Origin of the sequence: Paludisphaera mucosa (assembly GCF_029589435.1) — a bacterium.
Classification (GTDB): domain Bacteria; phylum Planctomycetota; class Planctomycetia; order Isosphaerales; family Isosphaeraceae; genus Paludisphaera; species Paludisphaera mucosa.
Window position 1 is genome coordinate 2976503 of record NZ_JARRAG010000002.1, and the last position, 13719, is coordinate 2990221.

12 protein-coding genes are annotated in these 13719 nt (G+C 69.7%); 8 read left to right on the top strand and 4 right to left on the bottom strand.

What is annotated here, in order from left to right:
• Nucleotides 1-29 precede the first annotated feature (29 nt).
• Both PZE19_RS21045 and PZE19_RS21050 read left to right on the top strand, forming a co-directional pair.
• Nucleotides 30-608, top strand: a complete 579-nt coding sequence (locus tag PZE19_RS21045) for an NUDIX domain-containing protein (protein WP_277862564.1) — start codon at nt 30-32, stop codon at nt 606-608.
• 116 nt (nt 609-724) lie between these two features.
• Nucleotides 725-1585 (top strand): class I SAM-dependent methyltransferase, encoded by an 861-nt coding sequence (locus PZE19_RS21050; protein WP_277862565.1) that lies wholly within the window; start codon nt 725-727, stop codon nt 1583-1585.
• A gap of 13 nt (nt 1586-1598) precedes the next feature.
• On the opposite strand, the gene PZE19_RS21055 is transcribed toward PZE19_RS21050, so the two are convergent.
• Together PZE19_RS21055 and PZE19_RS21060 are read right to left on the bottom strand one after the other, a co-directional pair.
• Nucleotides 1599-2510 (bottom strand): CPBP family intramembrane glutamic endopeptidase, encoded by a 912-nt coding sequence (locus PZE19_RS21055; RefSeq protein ID WP_277862566.1) that lies wholly within the window; start codon nt 2508-2510, stop codon nt 1599-1601.
• A gap of 155 nt (nt 2511-2665) precedes the next feature.
• Nucleotides 2666-3157, bottom strand: a complete 492-nt coding sequence (locus tag PZE19_RS21060; protein ID WP_277862567.1) for an ACT domain-containing protein — start codon at nt 3155-3157, stop codon at nt 2666-2668.
• A gap of 125 nt (nt 3158-3282) precedes the next feature.
• Here PZE19_RS21060 and PZE19_RS21065 point away from each other — a divergent pair, with 125 nt between their 5' ends.
• The 6 genes from PZE19_RS21065 (at nt 3283) to PZE19_RS21090 (ending at nt 10590) form a co-directional block, all read left to right on the top strand.
• On the top strand, nt 3283-4143 hold the full coding sequence (locus PZE19_RS21065) for a CAP domain-containing protein (RefSeq protein WP_277862568.1): 861 nt from the start codon (nt 3283-3285) through the stop codon (nt 4141-4143).
• A 248-nt stretch (nt 4144-4391) separates the two neighbouring features.
• A complete protein-coding gene (locus PZE19_RS21070; RefSeq protein WP_277862569.1) occupies nt 4392-5753 on the top strand; it encodes a hypothetical protein in 1362 nt (453 codons plus the stop codon).
• Nucleotides 5754-6003: 250 nt separating this feature from the next.
• Nucleotides 6004-7065: a hypothetical protein gene (locus PZE19_RS21075; protein WP_277862570.1), complete on the top strand. Its 1062-nt coding sequence runs from the start codon at nt 6004-6006 to the stop codon at nt 7063-7065.
• 215 nt (nt 7066-7280) lie between these two features.
• Entirely contained in the window at nt 7281-7559 is a 279-nt protein-coding gene (locus PZE19_RS21080) for an acylphosphatase (protein WP_277862571.1), read from the top strand.
• Nucleotides 7560-7646: 87 nt separating this feature from the next.
• On the top strand, nt 7647-8459 hold the full coding sequence (locus PZE19_RS21085; RefSeq protein WP_277862572.1) for an ABC transporter permease: 813 nt from the start codon (nt 7647-7649) through the stop codon (nt 8457-8459).
• 157 nt (nt 8460-8616) lie between these two features.
• On the top strand, nt 8617-10590 hold the full coding sequence (locus PZE19_RS21090; RefSeq protein WP_277862573.1) for an ABC transporter ATP-binding protein: 1974 nt from the start codon (nt 8617-8619) through the stop codon (nt 10588-10590).
• 15 nt (nt 10591-10605) lie between these two features.
• On the opposite strand, the gene PZE19_RS21095 is transcribed toward PZE19_RS21090, so the two are convergent.
• Nucleotides 10606-11340, bottom strand: a complete 735-nt coding sequence (locus PZE19_RS21095; RefSeq protein ID WP_277862574.1) for an SDR family oxidoreductase — start codon at nt 11338-11340, stop codon at nt 10606-10608.
• Between the two features lie 126 nt (nt 11341-11466).
• Nucleotides 11467-13155, bottom strand: a complete 1689-nt coding sequence (locus PZE19_RS21100) for a S8 family peptidase (RefSeq protein ID WP_277862575.1) — start codon at nt 13153-13155, stop codon at nt 11467-11469.
• Between the last annotated feature and the right edge of the window lie 564 nt (nt 13156-13719).

The window sequence follows — 13719 nt, forward strand, 5'->3', positions numbered from 1 at the left end:
CACGTCATCGTCGCACAAGGCCGCGAACCATGTCATCCCCGTATTGCTACAAGTACCCGCGCCCGGCCGTCACGACCGACCTGGTGGTCTTCGCCTGGATCGACCGCGCCCTGCAGGTGCTGCTGATCCTCCGCAAGCACGACCCGTTCGAAGGCCGGTGGGCGATCCCCGGCGGCTTCCTCGACATGGACGAGGCCGCCGAGACCGGCGCGCGTCGCGAACTTGAGGAGGAGACCGGGCTGGTCGTCCCCGGGGCCGTCGAGCCCCTGGGCTTCTTCGCCGCGCCCGGCCGCGATCCGAGGGGACGGACCGTCACCCTCGCCCACGTCGCCGTGCTCCCGGCAGGCGATCACGCGATCCGGGGGGGCGACGACGCGGCCGAGGCGGCCTGGCGGGCCGTCGATCAGGCTCGGGACCTGGCGTTCGACCACGACGAGGTCCTGGCCCTGGCGGTCTCCTGGCTGCGCCGGAAGGTCCTCGCGAGGTCTCCCGAGGCCGTGGCGTTGTTCCCGCGGCCCGCCGCCGCGTCGGACGTCCGCATCCTCTTCAAAGCCCTCGGCATCCCCGCGCAGGCCGCACCGGCCTGGATCGCCGCGGCCGGCCGGTAAGCTTCGGATCGGTCCGCCTTGCCGGATCGTCGACCAGGCGATACATTCCCGGCGCGTTCCGGGCGCCCTAGCGAGCGTGCGCCCTCCGCCGACGTCGCGCCAGGAAGGATCGACCGATGAGCATTCTCGGACTGAAGGCGACCCGGCCCCGCGCGGCGGACGGGACCATCCCGATCCGGCCCGACCACCAGGCCGAGGCCGCCCTCATCCGCGAGCTTTGGGCGCGTCAGAAGGCTTCCGCGGCCGCGGACGTGCTCGACGAGGAAGAGCAAGGCTACCTCGACGCCCATTTCGCCATGCCGCTCACGCTCCGCCGTCGTCTGGCGATGATCGACTGGCTGGCCCGCGAGATCCGGCCCGGCGACCGCGTCCTCGAATGGGGATGCCGGCACGGCGTCGACTCGTGCATCTACCGACGCCGCTTCGGAAGCTCGTTGGAACTCCACGGCTGCGACTACGTCGAGCCCGAAGCCTATCGACCGTTCCACGAATACAGCGGCCTGCAGTACCAGACGGTCCGCCACCCCTATCAGCTCGACTATCGCGACGGCTTCTTCGACGTCGTCACCAGCAACGGCGTGTGGGAACACGTCCTGGACGAGGCCAATTCGCTCCCCGAGCTGTTCCGGGTGCTCCGGCCCGGCGGGCTCTTCCTCGTCGCCTGCCTGCCGAACCGCTACAGCTACACCGAGGCCCTCCAGCGCCGGCTGGGCCACGCCGCCCACGACCGCCTGTACACGATCGGCTCGGCGTCGGACCAGTTGCGGGCCTCGGGGTTCGAGGTGCTCGCGTGGGAGCGCCGGCTGCTCGTTCCGACGATGCTCAACGGCTTCCCCCGCCTCGTCAAGTCGGCCTACGGCAAGCTGCACGGGGCGGTCTGGGGCCTCAACGGCGTCCTGGAACGGGTGTGGCCGGTCAACCTGATCGCCAGCAACCTCATGTTCGTCGCGCGCCGCCCGCGCTCGGCCGACGCCTGAGCGATCTCGCCGTTCAAGCGGCCGGATCTTCGGGGATGGGAGTCGGATCGATCTCTGCGGGAGCGGCCCCTTGATCAGGGGTCCAATCCTCGGGAACGACGCGACGGTGGCGGTCCGCCCGGAACTCGCGGCGGAGAAGCTCGATCGAGACGGCCGCCAGCGCGGTGAACCCGACGTGGACGAGGGGGTTCCCGTCGCCCAGGCCGCCGCCGACGCCCTGGGCCAAGAGGATGCGCAGGATATAGCCGCTCCCGTTGGCCGCCATGTGGCCGAGGACGCAGCAGCCCAGGCTGCCGGTCCGGTAATAGATCCAGCCGAAGAAGCAGCCCAGGACGAAGGCCGTGACGAACTGCCAGGGATTCAGGTGGACGATCCCGAAGAGCAGGCTCGACGTCAGGATCGCGGTCGAGGGCCGGTACCGCCTCAGCAGGCCGTCGAGCATGACGCCCCGGAAGATCATCTCCTCGAAGATCGGCGCGAGGATCACGAAGTAGAGGAAGGTCGCCGCGCTCGTCTGCCCGACGAGGTCCTTCACCCCCTGGCCGATCGCGTCCGGCATGGGGATCAGGCTTTGCAGCGGCGTGATCACCCCGAACAGCAGCCCGACGGTGCCGACGACGATCGGAGGTCCCAGCCGCCACGATCCGATCGCGAAGTTGTAGCCCGAGCGGCCCAGCTTGCGTCGTCGGATGCCGTCGACGATATAGGTCGCCAGCCCGAAGGCGACGGCATAATAGGCCAGCATGGCCCCCTCGGGGCCGAGTAGTTGCGCCGAGAGGACGAGAGGCGAGCAGACCAACGTCGTCAACACCACGATACCGGCGATCGCCCAGCTCTGGGCGATCGAAGGGTAAGGCTTCACCGGGGTCGGGACGATGGCCTCGGGCGGAAGGGGCTGCTCGGAATCAACGGCGTCGATGCTCATGGCTCCGCCTTCCACAGTACGGCGACGTCGATTCGTCGAGCGAAGGGGCGGTGGGACGGACGACGAGCGCAACCCCTTCGACCGGCGTCACGCGGCGACGTGAGGGGCGACCTGGCCGATAACCGGCCACCTGGGCGCGGCATCTGCATCACGGTTCAATTGGAAAGGTCGGCCTCGCAGAGGATCTCGAAGCCCATGTCGTGCAGCGAGCGGCTGGCCTGCTCGTTGTTGTCGATGTGCATGGCGACCGAGGGTCGTCCGTGAGGCTGGACGATCAGCGGGTAGGCGTAGTGGATGTTGATCTCGGCCCGCAGCAGCGCCAGGCACATGTCGGCGAGCGACGACGCCGAGGCCGGCAGCTCGGCGGCCACCAGCTCGTTCTCGGCGAAGGCGTGCTTGTTCAGGGACAGGATCTCGCGACCCTGTTCCGGATGGCTGAGGATCAATCGGAGAATCGAGCAGTCGGCGGAGTCGGAGATGGTGAGCCCGACGATCTTCACCTTGCTCCCCTGGAACGAGCGGACGACCTCGAGCAACTGCCCGACGCGGTTCTCCAGGAAGACCGAGAACTGGGTCACGCTGGGCCAGTTGCGGCCGTGGATCGTCTCGACTTCGACCTCGCTGCCGCCGTCCTCGCCTAAGCTCATAGAGTCCCTCGCCTGCTCGCCAGGACCACCCAAGCCGACCGAAATCGCGCCTCTCAAAGGTAATGGGGTTCATCCACCCACGTCAATGAAAACTCGCCCCGGTTCGCACCCGGAGGAAGGCCTGTATGAACTGCGCCGCTCTTTGGTCGGCCTGCCTGGTCGTCGCGTCCATCCCGGCCATGACGGGCTGCGGCGACGAGCCCGTGATCGATGAGACCGCCACGGCCTTGCTCAAGGCCCACAACGCCGAACGCGCGGAGGCCAAGCTGGCGCCGATGACGCTCGATGACCTCTTGACGAAGGCGGCGCGTGGGCACGCTCAGGATATGGCCGAGCGTCGCAAGATGAGCCACGAAGGGGGCGACGGCTCTTCCCCTTTCGATCGCATCAAGCGTGAGGGCTATCATTACCTCAAGTCGGGCGAGAACGTGGCGGCGGGCCAGCGGAACGTCGCGTCCGTCATGCGGTCGTGGATGGACAGCCCCGGTCACAAGAAGAACATCCTGGGCGAGTTCACCCAGATGGGCGCGGCGCAGGCCAAGGACGACGACGGCGAGCCCTACTGGTGCGTGGTCTTCGGGACCCCCATTCCCAAACTCGACCCCGATGAGGCTTCCAAGGAGGCGTTCGAGAAATTGAACGCCGCGCGGAAGGAGGCGGGCAAGGATCCGTTCAAGCTCGACCCCAAGGTGGCGGGGATCGCCCGCAAGCTCGCCGTCTCGGCGGCGGAGTCTGCGGGCAAGCCGGCCGAGGAGAAGAAGACGCCCGACCTGGGCGCGATGTTCCAGGAGGCCGGGGTCAGCTTCAAGAACCTCACCGAGAACCTGGCGGTCGGCGAGCCGACGGCCGAGGAACTGGTGAAGGCGATCCTCAAGGACGAGGCGCGCAAGGAGGTCGTGATGGGCCCCTTCGGGTTCGTCGGGATCGGTTATGCCCAGGGTGACGACGGCACGCCGTTCTGGTGCCTCCTGCTGGTGGAGGAATGACGCGCGGCGAGGCGGAAAGTCCGGACTCGCGATGATTTCGCGCGAAGCCGCGGGTCCGTCGTGCCGAAGAATCTGAGGTGACGAGTTCGAATAACCGCGCGCCGGCGGTCGTCCCTTCGAGAGACGGCCACGACGGCCCGGATTCGCGAAGCTCGGTCGACGGATTCGGTCAAACGACGACGCATCAAGGGCCGGGAGCGGGGACGCCCCCCTTCGTCCGCGGCCTCGTCCAGAAAGGGAATACCCCCATGCCGTGGCGACGCCTTCACCTGGTCCGGGCCCTCTCGGCCGCGGGACTGGTCAGCAGCTTGATGTTCCTCGGGAGCCCGCACGCGGCCGCGACGTCGAGCGACGACGCCGAGCCCACGACGGCCCCGTCCGACGCGTCGACGACTGAGACCGTCGGCCTCCTCAAGGCCGCCCAGGCCGGCGACCTGAAGGTCTCTGCCCGCGGCCAGGGCCAGGACAAGGTCCGCCTGAACATCCAGAACACCTCCTCCAAGCGGCTCAACGTCATCGTGCCGCCCGGCCTGGTCGCGTCGAGCGGCGTCGGCCAGGGCGGCCGCGGCGGCGGCGGCTTCCAGAGCATGGGCCTGGGGATGCTCACCAACCGCCCCGGCAGCTTCGGCCAGTTCCAGGGCTCGTCGGCCGCGGGGCTCCGCTCCATGCCGGTCGCCGGCTCGGAGACCTCGGCGGTGACGATCCCCGCGGGCGAGACCCTCGACGTCTCGATCCCGGCCGTCTGCCTCAATTACGGCGTCGCCACCCCCACCTCGCGCGACGCCTTCACCCTGATGGACGTCGACGACTTCACGCAGGACGTCCGCGTCCGCAAGGCGCTCCGGAGCCTGGCGCTCCTGGGGACCAGCCAGGGCGTGGCCCAGGCCTCGATGTGGCGGATCTGCAACGACGTGCCCTTCGAGGAGATGGCCTCGCGCGACTCCAAGTCCCTGAACGACTACGAGATCAGCCTCGCTTCCCGGTTCGTCGACGCCGTCGACGCCGGCGGCTCCGAGGACCTCGTCAACCCGGCCCTGCTGACCGAGGGCCGCGTCTTCCTGCGGCTCCAGGCCGAGGGCGCGGCGATCCAGGACGACGCATCCCGCCTGGGCGCCAAGCTCGACGGCCTGAGGCTGCTGGGCCTGCCGATCCAGGTCGTCTCGGGCGAGGAGCCCCCGTCGGCCAACGCCCCCGCCCTGTACGTCAAGGTGGCCCTGAGCGAGTCGCAGGCCGGCGAGGCCGTGGGACGGCTGCAGGTCGGCTACACCCTGGTCGACGACCAGTGGCGTCCGCTGGGCAAGGCGACCTTCCGCGACCGCTCGTCCGCCGCCGTGCTCGACGCGCAGAGCCTCGTCCGCCTCGTCGAGCAGGAGCTGGTGGCGACCTTCGTGACCGTCAAGCCGGCCAAGCGGACCGTCAATAGCACGACGCTCCGGGTCGAGAACCGGCTGCCGTTCACGGTCTCCGGCCTTACCGTCCGCGCCGGGACGTCCGCCGGCTCGCCGATCGTCCCCTTCGACGCCGTCGGCATCGGCCCCGCCCGTTCCGCCCTGCTGCCGATCCAGGCGGGCCAGGCGCAGATCGCCGGCGTCGAGTTGAACGGCCTCTGATCGAGGGCCCCGACACGACCGGAAAGCTCCGAACAGGGCGGCGGGCTCGCGACGAGTCCCGCCGCCTGGTCGTTTCGAAGGATCGCGAGACCTGCAAAATCGGTCCCTCCGTCAAGTCGAAACGCCGGATCGTCGATCCTGATCGAGCTTCCCGCTGGAGTCGGCTGGGGCGTCACGACGCCGCAAGCCTCGCCGGAAGCAGACGCAAGTCGACGATGACGTCGACCCGACGATCAAGGAGGATCGATCGATGCTGGAACTCGCATTCATGGCGGCCGCGTGGATAGGCCAGGCCGGCGCGCCGCCGCTGCCGGAATCGACCCTGCCGGCGACGACGGCGGACTCGCCCCTGTCCCAGGCGATGGACGAGGCGGGCGTCGCCGAGCAGCCCGTGGCCGTCTCGGCGTCTCCGGTCGCGGCGCCGGCCGCCCCACCGACCTACTTCGACCCGAGCTACGCCCCCGCCGCCACGGCGGCCGCCGACGCGGCCTTCCAGGAGCGTCGGCCGTTCGAGAGCGATCACGCCTTCGACGGCTTCGTCGGGCCGATGACCGACCCGATCCAGGCCAAGGACGCCCGGTCGCTGACCGAGGCCCGGTTGGTCTTTCTCGGCAACTGGGCGCGGCCGGGGACGCCCGTGATCGGTTCGGGGACCTACCAGGTCTACGCCTTGCAGCTCCGCCTGGCCCTGACCGAGCGGCTCCAGATCTTCGCGGACAAGGACGGCATCGTCCGCTTCTCGCCCAAGCCCGGCCGCTCCGTGACGGGCCTGGCGAACATCGCGGCCGGCGCCAAGTACGTCTTCATCCGCGACGTCGAGAACCAATTCCTCTTCAGCGGGGCCGTCCAGTACGAAGCCCCCACCGGTTACGCCAACATCTACCAGAACCAGGGGTCGGGCCTGCTGGGCGTCTACGGCATCTTCGCCAAGCAGTTCGGCGACTCGTTCCACGTCTCCGGGCAGTTCGGCCAGAACATCGCCATGCAGAACCAGCTCAACGGCTACTTCTACACCCACCTGCACACCGACTACCGGATCGGCAAGTTCGTGCCGTTCTTCGAGGCCAACTGGTTCTACTACAACCAGAGCTCGCACTACCTGCCGGCCTCGGTCGGGATGGAAGGGGCCGGTTACATCGACCTGGGCACGTCCGGATTCACGGGCAACAGCATCGTCACCCTGGCCCCGGGAATGAAGTACAACTTCAGCAAACACCTGGAGTTCGGCCTCTGTTACCAGTTCCCGGTCAGCCCCGACCACAAGTCGCTCTACGGCGACCAGGTCATCGCCGACCTGATCTGGCGGTATTGAGGGACCGCGGCACCCGCCGCGGCCGGGCGAGGGCCGGGGAATTCGACGGCCGGGGCGAACCATCCCGCCGCGGCCGTCGTAGGAGCCTCGCCGCGTCCTCGCGCGTGGGGCCCTTGCCGGCCCCTCGCCGACGCGGCTACGATGAGTCGGTAGGTTTTCCTCGGCCAGGCGCGGCGTCCGGCCGCGAAGCACCCCGAGCGAGTCGCGCGGCCGGCATGGGACTGGAACGAAGGCGGATCTTGTTCTCGGGTCGCGTCCAGGGCGTGGGCTTCCGGGCGACGACCAGCTGGCTGGCCCGGGGGTTCGAGGTCGCCGGATACGTCCGCAACCTGGCCGACGGTCGCGTCGAGGTGGTCGCCGAAGGGGACGACGCCGAGCTCGACAAGTTCGTCGAGGCCGTCCGCGGCGAACTGGGCGGCTTCATCCGCGACGTCGACGCCTCGCCGCTGACGACCGACGCCCCCCCGCTCGACGGCTTCGGGGTCCGTTATTGATCCCGAGGCCCGGCCGCCCGCCGACCTCCTCGCTCCGCGATCATCGAATTCCGCATCCTCCGATCCTTATCCCCGAATCAGAGCACCATGAAATCCATCACGATCGCCCTCGCGACGGCCAAGGAAACGATCCGCCAGCCGGCCTTCTTCGTGATCGCGTTCTTCGCCGGAGCGCTGCTGGTCGGCACGATCTTCGTGCCGTACTTCACGTTCGGCGAAGACATCAAGATGTACAAGGACACCGGCCTGACCACGATCTCGTTCTTCTGCATGCTGCTGGCCCTGCTGACGGCCAGCTCGACGGTCGCGGAGGAGATCGAGGGCAAGACGGCGATCACCCTGCTGTCGAAGCCGATCAACCGCCGCCAGTTCATCGTGGGCAAGCTGCTGGGCATCCTGATGGGCGTCCTGGTCCTCTACCTGATCCTGGGCGGCCTGTTCGCGGCCGGCGTCTGGTACAAGATCCCCTACGACCTCCGCGAGTCGGCCGGCACGCTGGAGAGCGGCATGCGGCTGGGCCAGGTCTTGCAGGTGCTGCCGGGGCTGGTGCTGGGCTTCTTCGAGGTCACCATCCTCACGTCGGTCAGCGTCGCCCTGTCGACCCGGCTGCCGATGCTGGTCAACCTGATCGTCTGCATCATGGTCTTCTTCCTGGGCCACCTGAGCCCGGTCCTGGTGACCGCGACCCAGAACGGCCAGCAGCTCATCCACTTCATGGCCCAGCTCTTCGCCTGGGTGCTGCCGCCGCTCGAGCTGTTCAACGCCGGCCCGTCGATCGCCACCGGCGCCGTCATCCCCTGGGCGGGCTACGTTCTGCCGGCGTTGGGCTGCTGCGTGTTGTACAGTGGAGCGGCGCTCTTTTTCGCCTTCCTGCTCTTCGAGGACCGCGACCTGGCCTGATCCCGGCCGGCCCGCGAGGTACGCGGCGGGCTCCGCCTCCTATTTCAGGCGGCGGCCCCGCCGACGGACGACCGACGTTCCGCAGGAGGTTGGTCCGAGGCGAGACGGAGCGCAGAACCGAATTCCGGCCCTGGACGCCTGGCGGGGAGCCTCCTGAATGCAAGCCGAAGCGTATCTTCGTGCCAAGAAACTCCTCGCCGCCGGCCGGACCCCGCTGCTCGCCCGGGCGCTCGGCGTCATCGAAGCCCTGCTGATCCTCCTCCTGCTGATCCTGGCCGCCCTCTTCGTGGGCCTGATGGCGTCGCGGGGCGAAGTCAGCATCTCCAGCGAGGCGGCGGCGACCCTGCCGACCTGGACCCTGAGCCGCCAGGTCGGCGACGCGAGCGGCTACAAGGAGTATTCCGACTCCGGCCTCTTCCCCCTGATCGGGTCGAACCTCTACAGCCCGAACCCCGTGCATCGGCTCGGGGCGCGGCTGCTCAACGGGCTGACCCGCGTCCTGCCGCCGCTCCGGAACAACATCGGGGCGCTCACGACCTTGCTGGCGCTGGGGCTGGCGCTGATCCTGCTCCTCTCCTTGGTGACCCAGGCGCGGCGGTCGGTGACTGCGACGATCGTGGCCGACCTGGCGACGAATCTGCGCAACCAGATCCACCGCCAGATGTACCGACTGGGCCAGTCGTCGCTGCCGACGGAGGGCGTAGGGCCGGTCGTGAACATCTGGACCCGCGAGGTCAACGACATCCGCGACGCCCTGATCGTCGACTTTCACGTCATCCCCGGGATGATCGTCCTGGGCGTCGGCCTGGCCGCGATCGCACTCTCGACCTCGCCGATCCTCACGACCTTCCTCGCCTCGCTCGGCCTCCTGGTCTACTTGATCTCGCGGACGATGAATCGCGACGCGCGGACCGCCTACGACGTGGCGCTCCGCGACGCCTCGGTCCAGCTCTGCCTGCTCCACGAAGACCTGGGCCTGCTGCGGACGGTGCGGACCTACGGCGTCGAGGACTACGACCGCCAGCGGTTCGACGACCACCTGGAACGCTACCGGACCGCAGACGTCCGCCGGATGCTCGCCCACCACAACCTGACCACGGCCTCGGCCCTGCTCTACGGCGCGGCGCTGGCGACGGCCCTGGGCCTGCTCGGCTACAACGTCCTGGTCAAGGACCGGATCTCGATCGCCACGATGCTGATCCTGATCGCCTCGCTCGCGGGGCTGGCCTTCCCGATCCTGCAATGGGTCAAGATGCGGCAGGCCGTCCGCCACGCCAACCGCTCGGCGGCCGAGATCTTCGAGTTCCTGGCGCGTTCGCCCGAGCTTCACCAGCACGTCGGGGCCGAGTTCCTGCCGCCGCTCCGCGAGAACATCGTCCTCGACGACGTGACGCTGGAGAGCCGGTCGGGCCGCCTGCTGCTCGACCACGTCTCTCTGGAGATCCCCGCCGGCGGGCGGACCGTCGTGGTGGGCGTCGACGAGGATTCGAAGCTGGCGCTCGCCTGCCTCATCCCCCGCCTGATCGACCCCCAGGCCGGCCGCGTGCTGATCGACGGCCGCGACCTGCGCGAGATGACCCTGGAATCGGTCCGGGCCCAGGCCGCCACGGTGCTCCAGGCGGACCTCGTTTTCACCGACTCCATCCTGGTGAATATCGGCCTCGGCGACCCGCGCAACACCCTCCAGCGGGTGATCGAGGCGGCGAAGCTGTCGCACGCCCACTACTTCATCCAGGACCTGCCGCACGGCTACGACACCGTCATCGGCCCGCTGGGACACTACCTCCGGCCCGACGAGCAATTGCGGATCGCCCTGGCCCGCGCGTTCCTGCACGACCCCTCGATCCTGATCGTCGAGGAGCTGCCGACGGCCGTCGACGACGAGGTCAAGCTGCTGCTCGACGACACGCTCTCGCGCCTGTCCGCCGGGCGGACGGTCCTCGTCATCCCCCACCGGCTGTCGACGATCCGCTCGGCCGACACCGTCATCCTGCTGAACAACGGCCGGCTCGAAGGCGTCGCCACCCCCTCGAAGCTCCAGGCCGAGAGCAAGCTCTTCCGCCACATCCTCTACACCGAGTTCAACGAGTACGCCACCGGCGACATCGAGGCGGGCCAGGTCGCCGGCTGACGCGACCCGGTCGGCTCAGTAAAAGTCGTCGACGGTCGGCGTGATGACCAGCTCGGGAACGCGGGCGCGGGGGTGGAGTTCGACGAGGAACTTCACCGCCGCGGCGACGTCCTCGGGCTGGAGGATCGCGGCCTTGCGTTCGGCGGGCACGGGGACGGGCCGGGCGTCGAGGATCGGCGTGTTGACCTCGCCGGGATAGATGACCGTCGAGCGGATCCCCTCCTGGCGGCACTCGCGGCCCAGGGTCATGCCCAGCCCCGCCTGGCCGAACTTCGAGGCCGAGTAGCCCGCCCCGCCCAGGACGCTCGCGCGCACGCCGGCGATCGAACAGACCTGGACCACCAGGCCGTCCTTCCGCGCCCGCATCCCGGGCAGGATCGCGCGCAGGAGGTTGAACGGGCCCGTCAGGTTGGTCTGGATCAGCGTGTCCCAGTCCTCGGGCGTCAGGACGTCGAGAGCCCGGTTGCGGACGTTCGTGCCGGCGTTGCAGATCAGGACGTCGATCGCGCCGAAGGCCGATTCCACCTCGGTCGCCATCGCCTGCACCGCCGAGCCGTCGGCGACGTCGCAGGGGGCGACGATCGCGCGGTCGTCGGCGACGCCCAGCAGCGCCTTCGTGGCCTCGAGCTTGCCGCGGTCGCGGCCCACCAGCGCCACGCGCAGGCCCATTCCCGCCAGGGCCTGGGCCACGCCCCTCCCGATCCCGCTCCCCGCGCCCGTGACGACCGCGGTCTCCGGCTTCCGACTCATGGCTGATCCCTCATCAAAAGACGAAGGCCCCGCGCTCGTCACCCGGCGCGGGGCCTTGAGGTCGTCCCGGATTGTAACCCGTCCCGGCCGTCGAAGCGATCGATGGCCGGGACGGGCTCGCTCGCCTCACTTCGTCGTCGTGACGCTCCAGGCGCGGACCGACTTCGAGCCGTTGGAGCTGGCCCACTTGCTCATCGCCCGCAGCAGCTGGCCGACGTCGGCCTTCGCCAACTTGGTGGTCGAGGCGGCCTGGTCGACCGACGTGGTCGTCAGGGCGTCGACCGCCTTGCCGTTGAGGTACACCGGCACTTCGAGCGTCGTCGGCGTGGGCTCGGCCTCGTCGTCGACCGGAGTCGTCGGGGTCGTCGGCGTGGTCGTCGGGGCGGCGGGGGGCGGCGTCGAGACGACCGGCGTCGTGACCGGGGGCGTCGGCGTGGAAGGGGCCTGCGCCGGCGGCGTGTAGTTCACGGGGATCGTCGGCGGCGTGAGCACCTGCTGGGCCGGCGGAGTGACGACCACGGGCGGCGTCACGACCACGGGCGGCGTCGGGGTTGCGGGCGTCGTCGGGGTGGTCGGGACCGTCACGACGGGGGTGCCGGGGACGAGGGCGGCCGAGCCGAGGACGTTGAGCCGGCCGATGTCGATGCCCGTGACGTCGTCGTGGATCGTCTTCGCGCCCTTCTCGAGCCAGCTCGTGAGCTGGTCGACGGTGGGCAGCGAGCCGAACCGCGACTTGTAGATCGACTGGAGCAGGACGATCGATCCCGACACCAGGGGGGCGGCGAAGCTCGTGCCGTCGACGTTCGAGTAGTTCGAGCCGTCGATCAGGGCGGCGAGGCCCGAGCCGGGGGCGGCCAGGTCGGTGGCGGTGGCCCCGCCCAGGGCCGAGCCCAACCGCTGGGCGTTGGACAGGAGCTTGTCGGAGGAGTCGCTGGCCGTCACGCTGATGACGCCGTCGAGCACCGCCGTGAACCCTTCGCCCTGCTGGCCGGTGAAGCTGTTGCCGGTGGCCGCGACGACGGGGATGTTCAACGCCTTGAGCTGGCCCACGAGCTGCGTCATCCGCTGGCCCACGCCGCCGTCGGCGGCGAACCAGTTGCGGGCGTAGTTCTTGCCGTTGGACAGCGAGATGTTGACCACGCTGATGTTGTACTTGGAGTGGTTGTCGACGACCCACTGGAGGGCGTCGGCGATGTTGCTGGTGTCGGCGGTGTTGCTGGCGTTGGTGACCTTCAGCGCCACGATGTCGACCCCGGGCGCGACGCCCAGGTGGTTCGCGTCGCCGCCGGCGATCAGGCCGGCCACGGCCGTGCCGTGCTGCGAGGACGAGGCGATCGGGTCGGAGTCGTGGTCGCCGAAGTCGTAGCCGGCGACGACCCGGGCGTTGGGGCCGAAGCCGCCGCCGAGGCCGCCGTTGTTGTAGTTCACGCCCGTGTCGATCACGGCCACGGTCAGCCCCGAGCCGTCGACGTTGTACGCCTGGCGTGCCTGGGCGGAGCCGATGATCGGGTCGAAGGCGGTGGTGGCGCCGGACGCGACGGAGCCGGCGGGCGACTCGACCGAGTCGGTCGTCGCGGTCCGCACGATCCTCAGGTTCTGGACGCCGGCCGCCGCATGGACGCGGGGCTGGTGGGTCGTGTGCACCGCCGCGGAACGCATCCGCTGCACGGCCTCGGCTCGCCTGACGGCGGCCTGCTCGGAGAGGGCCCCTCCGAGCCCCGTCGAGAGCAGTCGGCGGACGTCGAGCTCCTCGAGCGCCGGGCGCTGCTTGCGTCGAGAATCTCGGCTGCGATGGCCAGTCAGGGTCCATGCCATGGAACGAATCTCCCCAGACGGCCGCCATGCCATTGGCTCAGGCCGCCCCGCGATTCGGATGTGAACGCCCCCCATCCATGGCGGGCGCCGATCGCCCCCCCGGACGGATCCGGCGAGGCCCTCGGGCCCGGGGGACCCCGGCCGGGAGGGTTCCCGGACGCAGTCCCGCAGAGCGCGTGACAAGGTTGTTCGGCACGAGAAGGGGCTCGAGGGCGAGGGAGGGGCCGGGCCGAGCCGCGAGGTCCGGAGACCCCGCGACGACGACCGCTCCTCCTCCGCCACGGGCCCTTCAGCCCGGGCGCGGAGAATCGACGGCGGTCCGGTCGGTCGGCCGGGGGTCTGGGGACACCCTCGGCGCTCGGCCGGGACCATCGATTCGGCTTCGTCCTCCTGAGCGGCGGCCGGGCGCGTCCAGTACGCCCGACCCTTCCGAACCGTCCCTTCCGGGGCGGCCCGCCGACGCACGTCCTGCGGCGCCGGAGCGACGGGCGCGTCCGATCGGCCTCGACGCCGACCGCCACCGCCCGCCTCCTCCCGACCCGGCCCCATCCGCCTTGCGTCCCC

Bases quoted from the DNA above. Each gene is read 5' to 3' on its own strand.
- PZE19_RS21045 (WP_277862564.1), top strand. From the start codon at position 30: ATGTCATCCCCGTATTGCTACAAGTACCCGCGCCCGGCCGTCACGACC.
- PZE19_RS21050 (WP_277862565.1), top strand. From the start codon at position 725: ATGAGCATTCTCGGACTGAAGGCGACCCGGCCCCGCGCGGCGGACGGG.
- PZE19_RS21055 (WP_277862566.1), bottom strand. From the start codon at position 2,510: ATGAGCATCGACGCCGTTGATTCCGAGCAGCCCCTTCCGCCCGAGGCC.
- PZE19_RS21060 (WP_277862567.1), bottom strand. From the start codon at position 3,157: ATGAGCTTAGGCGAGGACGGCGGCAGCGAGGTCGAAGTCGAGACGATC.
- PZE19_RS21065 (WP_277862568.1), top strand. From the start codon at position 3,283: ATGAACTGCGCCGCTCTTTGGTCGGCCTGCCTGGTCGTCGCGTCCATC.
- PZE19_RS21070 (WP_277862569.1), top strand. From the start codon at position 4,392: ATGCCGTGGCGACGCCTTCACCTGGTCCGGGCCCTCTCGGCCGCGGGA.
- PZE19_RS21075 (WP_277862570.1), top strand. From the start codon at position 6,004: ATGCTGGAACTCGCATTCATGGCGGCCGCGTGGATAGGCCAGGCCGGC.
- PZE19_RS21080 (WP_277862571.1), top strand. From the start codon at position 7,281: ATGGGACTGGAACGAAGGCGGATCTTGTTCTCGGGTCGCGTCCAGGGC.
- PZE19_RS21085 (WP_277862572.1), top strand. From the start codon at position 7,647: ATGAAATCCATCACGATCGCCCTCGCGACGGCCAAGGAAACGATCCGC.
- PZE19_RS21090 (WP_277862573.1), top strand. From the start codon at position 8,617: ATGCAAGCCGAAGCGTATCTTCGTGCCAAGAAACTCCTCGCCGCCGGC.
- PZE19_RS21095 (WP_277862574.1), bottom strand. From the start codon at position 11,340: ATGAGTCGGAAGCCGGAGACCGCGGTCGTCACGGGCGCGGGGAGCGGG.
- PZE19_RS21100 (WP_277862575.1), bottom strand. From the start codon at position 13,155: ATGGCATGGACCCTGACTGGCCATCGCAGCCGAGATTCTCGACGCAAG.